The sequence below is a fragment of the Terrabacter sp. Ter38 genome (assembly GCF_024519435.1).
Classification (GTDB): domain Bacteria; phylum Actinomycetota; class Actinomycetes; order Actinomycetales; family Dermatophilaceae; genus Terrabacter.
The window spans coordinates 1-5,566 of sequence record NZ_JALJRZ010000018.1; the positions used below are offsets into that span (position 1 = coordinate 1).

At 65.6% G+C, this 5,566-nt stretch carries 7 protein-coding genes; 1 reads left to right on the plus strand and 6 read right to left on the minus strand.

Annotated elements, in window-relative coordinates:
• Positions 1-512: 512 nt before the first annotated feature.
• Together NR112_RS22125 and NR112_RS22130 are read right to left on the minus strand one after the other, a co-directional pair.
• A complete protein-coding gene (locus NR112_RS22125) occupies positions 513-953 on the minus strand; it encodes a hypothetical protein (protein ID WP_256796448.1) in 441 nt (146 codons plus the stop codon).
• Between the two features lie 86 nt (positions 954-1,039).
• A complete protein-coding gene (locus NR112_RS22130; protein WP_256796449.1) occupies positions 1,040-1,318 on the minus strand; it encodes a hypothetical protein in 279 nt (92 codons plus the stop codon).
• A 639-nt stretch (positions 1,319-1,957) separates the two neighbouring features.
• Between NR112_RS22130 and NR112_RS22135 the strand changes: the two genes are divergently transcribed.
• Positions 1,958-2,350, plus strand: a complete 393-nt coding sequence (locus tag NR112_RS22135) for a tautomerase family protein (protein WP_256796450.1) — start codon at positions 1,958-1,960, stop codon at positions 2,348-2,350.
• A gap of 32 nt (positions 2,351-2,382) precedes the next feature.
• Here the strand turns inward: NR112_RS22135 and NR112_RS22140 are convergent, their stop codons facing one another.
• The 4 genes from NR112_RS22140 to NR112_RS22155 all read right to left on the minus strand — a co-directional run bounded on the left by NR112_RS22140 (position 2,383) and on the right by NR112_RS22155 (position 4,899).
• A complete protein-coding gene (locus NR112_RS22140; RefSeq protein ID WP_256796451.1) occupies positions 2,383-2,718 on the minus strand; it encodes a hypothetical protein in 336 nt (111 codons plus the stop codon).
• A gap of 83 nt (positions 2,719-2,801) precedes the next feature.
• Positions 2,802-3,056 (minus strand): hypothetical protein, encoded by a 255-nt coding sequence (locus tag NR112_RS22145; protein ID WP_256796452.1) that lies wholly within the window; start codon positions 3,054-3,056, stop codon positions 2,802-2,804.
• A 96-nt stretch (positions 3,057-3,152) separates the two neighbouring features.
• Positions 3,153-4,178: a glycosyltransferase family 87 protein gene (locus tag NR112_RS22150; protein WP_256796453.1), complete on the minus strand. Its 1,026-nt coding sequence runs from the start codon at positions 4,176-4,178 to the stop codon at positions 3,153-3,155.
• 301 nt (positions 4,179-4,479) lie between these two features.
• Entirely contained in the window at positions 4,480-4,899 is a 420-nt protein-coding gene (locus NR112_RS22155) for a hypothetical protein (RefSeq protein ID WP_256796454.1), read from the minus strand.
• Positions 4,900-5,566 lie beyond the last annotated feature (667 nt).

Here is a 5,566-nt window from a genome sequence, read left to right on the forward strand (position 1 = left end):
CATGTGCGTGAGGTCGGCGGGTCAGCTACTGCCCGTACGAGAGCCGCAGGTCGCGAAACAGGAGTTGGTTTAGCCGCCGTCGCAAGTGGCCGACCTTGCTCTCATCGGGAAGTTCATCTGGGGATAGCAGAGTGAACCTGAGAAGCGTCTCGTTTCCGACGCGTGTCAACTCGAAGTGCACTTCGTCTCTGGGCCTGCAGGGCCAAAGAGAGGACCATGTCACCCGAGCGGGCTGCTCTGCGTCGAGGACCAGCGGTTCGATTTCATCGGCCAAGAGGTCGAGCCACTCGCGGGCTTCGGGCTGGCGTGGTCGCACAAGTGAGTCCCATACCACCCCGGGCGGCGCAGGCAGCCTGCGCGCACGCGAACCGATTTCCAGCATGGGTGAAGCGTAGGGGCCAGGTCGCTCTACTCGGACGGTCGTGACCTCGAACTCCGCCTTGCCATGGCGCACGCGAGTGTCCGGCAAGCGGCAGATTCGGACGTCGCCGGCCGGGCCGCCGACGGGCTCCTCAGGGAGCCGGGCTGATCACGTAGTCGATCAAGCGGTCGGGCGAGTCACTCCGTGGGTGCACCAACAGGTGCTCGCTGACCGGCTCCTGGCCGGGGAGTTCATAGCGCACCTCGACCTGCCACCACACGGCCGAGACGCTCATCTCCAGCGTGACGCCGGTGACCGCGCTCGGCTTTCCAACGTGACGTGCGAGTAGCGCCCCGCTGCCGGGGCCCTCGGCAATGATCGCTTCGAGCGCGGATCGCTCCCCGGACTCCACGGCGGAGGTGTATGCGTCGATCGCGGAGTAGATCGTGGGTTGGCGATCAGTCCAAAGGTGCCACCCGATCAGGGCGGCCGCGATCAGGACGGCACCCGCGATGGCGATCGCGACCTTGAGCCGTAGGCCGCGCCGCGACCGTCCTGTCCGCTCGACGGACTCCGTCGTTGTCGTGGGCATGCGCGAGTGTCGCATGGCGCGGCTTGGAGCAGTGGCTTGCGAAGCAGGAACCGCCAGAGGAACCACTACGCGCGGCTCGCGGCAGATCAGGACGTTTGGTCTGGCCCGAGTGTGGACGTCAGAACGCTCTGCCAGTCGTCACCAGCAAGGCCGCCGTTCACCAGCACGTCTCGCCAGTCGACGGCCGCGAGTTCGACTTCGCGTCTGAGTTCCGCTAGGTCGCCGCGCGCTGCCAGGACGATCGCGGCCTGCACTCGTTCACTACCCGAAGCGTCGGCGAGAAGGCGCACCACCTCTTCTGCCGAGCCGGCCTGCGGAAAGTCGCGAACGATGCGGTGATGTAACCGGCTGGACACGGCTGTCATGTCTGGAGTCTGCCGCACCGAGTTCTGAGGAGGGCGCGACTCGCGGCATGACCGGGCGAAGGAGCGCCAGCCTGATCATGGGTCGAGGTTCGCGTCAGGGCACCCAAAAGGTTCGTGCGTCTTCGCCGACGCCGTAGTGGCGAGGGGCGGCCATTTGCGCTTGGTAGTTCGGGCGTCGTCCGGGAGTTGGCACTGTTGGAAGCCCTTCAACCTTTTACCGCCGCGAGCGCCTCAGGTCCCGAGGTTGGCCCCTCCTGGACGTACACGGCTGCAAGGGCGCACGCCTTTACAATCATCATGCTTGCTCCCGACGGGGCGGCGGGTCCGTGCAGGAGTAGCCAGTCCGCCACCGAGCAGATGCGCACGAGTTCGTCTTCGGAGCAGCGCAGGATCCACTGCGCTGCCACGGGTTCGTCGTACTCCATGAGGTCCCGAGAGATGGACTCCGCCGATGCGCTAAGCACGACGCCACGCTATCGGCGCTGGCGACGTTCTGGGCGAGTCGGCTGACGACGCATCGGAAGCCGTCCTCAGTGCGGCAGTTGCGGACGTCGGTACGAAGTCCGAACGCCCTCCCGGCATGCGAACCGGAGCCGGCCGTGGAACCATGAGCGGCCGCACCGAGACCGAGAAGGATCCATGCCCAGCACCTTGATCGAAGTCCGCCGGAAGTACACGCCTGACCAGCAGGTCGCCTTGATGAACGCAGTGCACGAGGCGCTTGTCGCGGCCTTCAAGATCCCGAACGACGACCGCTTCATCCGGCTCACGGAGTTCGAGCCGCACGCCATGGTCAACGGTCTGGGCGAGGGCGTCGCGGACACGTACATGCGAGTCACCATCGACTGTTTCTCCGGTCGTTCCATCGAGGCCAAGCGAGATCTGTACCGGCAGATAGTCGTGCGGCTTGCCGTCCACGGCATCCCTCACGACCACGTGTCGATCTTGCTGCGCGAGAGCTCGCCCGAGAACTGGGGCTCGGGTGGCGTCCCTGCAAGCGACTATGACTTGGGCTTCAAGATCGAGGTTTGAGAACGCACTCCGCGGCATGTGCGTGCGTTGCTCTACCGACCCAGTTCGGCCCGCAGAGCCGACGGCCAGCGGCTCAGCAAAGCCTCTGACTCGTCGGGGTAGGCGCCGAAGCCTTCCACGAACGAAACGCAGACCGCGTTGACGACCTTGTCGTCACCCTCGCGAAGGCAACGATCCACGAACGCCAACAAGCGGTCCGTGACCGTGGTGCGCCCCTCTGAGAATGTGCTCGCCACGAGCCGCAGGAGGTCGCTCATGAGCAGATGGAGGAGCAGCTCGTCGTTGTCGACCAGGTGCTCCGCAACGAGTCCGCTGGACTCCGGAACCTCGGCCTTCAGCTGGTCTACAAAGTCAGTGTGTGTGATCACGCTGCATCATGACCCAGCGCTTCGTGCTGCGCAGTCACATCGGCACGACCACGCGGAAAGCGGCTACATGCGGACGTTCGGTGCTACGTCCAGTCAGAACTGGGGCTTGGGCGGGGAGCCCAATGGTTTCCTGCGATCCGAGCCGCAACCTCGGCGTCACTCAGTTGGCCGAAGAGTCGCTCCGCGTCGTCCGGCATCATCATCAAGATGTTGCGAAAGTCGTGCTCCGGCATGCGATCGCCGTGAAGTACGTAACCCGCCGCTGAACTGAGGAACCACCACTCTTCCTTGCTGAGGTGGAGGCTCACCCCTTCTGGATCGAACTCGACCGCTGCCATGCCACAACCCTACGGCGACGCGCGCTGTCATCGGCACGATCGCGCGAGCAGCGGCATGATCGGACGTCCCGCGTACAACTGGTGTGGCGGCTCTACCTAAACCGCATCGACAGGATGCACGTCGGGGTCTGGCGCCGGGCCTAGGTCGATCACGGGCCGCTGATCTTCCGGTCGCGTCGTCGGGGCCTTCGATACGCCGGGCACGACGAAGAGCGTCAGGACGGCAAGCAGGAACCTGCTGTTGGCCAACACCCAGCCGAGGGGACCCGGTAGGCCAACGTTCCACAGGTTCACGCTCATCACCACCACCACCGACCCGGACCACATGGCCTGCCTGCACCTATCCGGCGACACTCTCAGCAACGCAGCCAAGGCGAGCAACAGCTGGTGGTGCGTCCAGGACACTGGCGCGACCAGCACGATCAGCGCCGCCACCAGCAGCAGGGACTCCAGCCCCAGCTTGGCCTGCACCCGCCGAGCGGACCGGACCGCCCACGCCACCGCCGCCGCGACCAGGACAAGCCACCACCACCGCGCAGGCTCTTGGCCCAGCCCGAACCTGGAGAGCACGCCCATCACGGACTGGTTGCCCGGCAGCGAGACGTCACCGTAGCCCGCACCGGAGGGCAACTCGTGCAGCCAGAAGCGGGCGGACTCCTCGGGCAGCAGCACCCACCCGGCAATGGTCAGCGCGACACAGGCGGCAACCGCCCACGTCGCCTCGCGACGGCGCCCCTGCGCGAACAGCACCGGCACCGCCCCGCCCGGCAGCAGCTTCACCGCGGCCGCTGCGCCCAACGGGAGCCCGCCCGCCAGCCCGAACACCGTAGCCGCGGCAGCGGCCAGAACGAAGATGCTCAGCTGCCCGAACTCGACCATGGAGCCCATCGGCGCGGACACGGCCAGCAGCAATGCAATCGTCGGCGCCGCCCTTGCAAACCGATCCCGCGGATAGCGCCGGTTGGCCACCGCGACCGCCAGCCACGCCATGACCGCGACCTCGGCCAGGAACCACGCCAGCTCGATGACCGGTGGCGGCACCCACGCCAGAGGGGACAGCAGCACTGCTGCGATCGGTGGATACGTGAACGGGTCGCCGTTCGGAGCGGTGTAGTCATACAAGCCGTCACCCGAGGCCAGAGCCTCGACCGCACCCCGGTATACGTACAGGTCCGGGAATCGACCGGGCCCGCCACCGCGCAGAGCAGTGACGTAATGACCGACGCAGACGGTCACGGCAGCGGTCCACAGCACCGCGGGGAGCCACCAACCGCTTCGCAGCTTCGACGGCCCCCGAGAAGCCGGGCAGGCCCGGTCCCCTGACATACGCCGAGGCTAAGGCCTATAACTCTCGGCTTCGCGGCGACACGAGTGTGGGACGAGACGCAGCGTCCCCTCACCGGATCGCGGCATTTGCGGAAGCTCAGGCTTCGATGAGACTGAGCCTGTCGGGTGTGCGTCTGAGCAGCCAACGATGTTCCATCGAGCGCCAGGCGTCACCGCGATCCGCGACAGCGGCAATCCAGTTCGCTGCGGCCGCGATCCATCGGTCACGAAGTTCGTCGCCGATGGCCCTCTTCTCGGCCGACGGGATCGCCATGAGGGTCATGAGCAGGAAGCCATCTTGGGGAATGACATCCGCCACGCGCCTTGGCACATCGCCGCTCCAGTAGATGTCGAGAACAGAGTCCCCGCTGTGCAGGTCCGGTCGAGAGAACGACAGGGAAGTGACGGATGCTCCGGCTAGGGAGAGCTCATGCTGGATGAGGTCTCGACCCACGGGGTAAGCGAGGCCGCTCGGCAGGGAGTCCTTGCTGTATTGCTTCCACGGTTGCTTAGTCACGGTCGCAGCCTAGGTACTGCTTTGAGTCCCCGGAGCCGACCGCATCCGATCCTTGGCACGCGAGCGAACTCCCGAATGGTCAAGACGAATATCCTGCGCGCGGCATTTCCGGACGTCTATGCCGCAGAGCCCCATCCTCATGCCGAGGTGCACTCTTCTGCGGAGAACCCATCTACTCCTGCGATCGTCGAGCCTGGTGTCCCTTCCGCCGACGGAATGCCCCGACACCAGCCCCTACCAAGACGAGTTGGGTGACGACCGCCGCGGCGATCCACCAAGTGCGATGCTCGGCGCTGTGGTCCACCACGGTGCCAACACTCATGAGGAATGCGATTTCGAGGGCAGCGAATCCGAGCAACTGGGTCCACGGGGTGGCTGTGTCGGTTCTCGAAGCAGCACTCATGTCAGAGGTGTCCACAACTGATGCAAACGCCCGGTCCCGGTCCGCGACCAGGCGCCTGCGACACCGCGCGGTCCAGGTCTCCAGTAGGAGCAGTGATTGGTGCCCACGAAGCCAGCTAGAGCGGCATTGTCAGCACTGATGCGAACGGCCTTCATGGTCACTAGCTCCCCTGTCACACATCGTTGTTCTCTACGCGACTCTGGCGGCGACTGGCAACAGTGTCAACAGCAGGATGATGGGGTAATTCGAGCTCCCGGTCGTGCG

Bases quoted from the DNA above. Each gene is read 5' to 3' on its own strand.
- NR112_RS22125 (WP_256796448.1), bottom strand. From the start codon at position 953: ATGCCCACGACAACGACGGAGTCCGTCGAGCGGACAGGACGGTCGCGG.
- NR112_RS22130 (WP_256796449.1), bottom strand. From the start codon at position 1,318: ATGACAGCCGTGTCCAGCCGGTTACATCACCGCATCGTTCGCGACTTT.
- NR112_RS22135 (WP_256796450.1), top strand. From the start codon at position 1,958: ATGCCCAGCACCTTGATCGAAGTCCGCCGGAAGTACACGCCTGACCAG.
- NR112_RS22145 (WP_256796452.1), bottom strand. From the start codon at position 3,056: ATGGCAGCGGTCGAGTTCGATCCAGAAGGGGTGAGCCTCCACCTCAGC.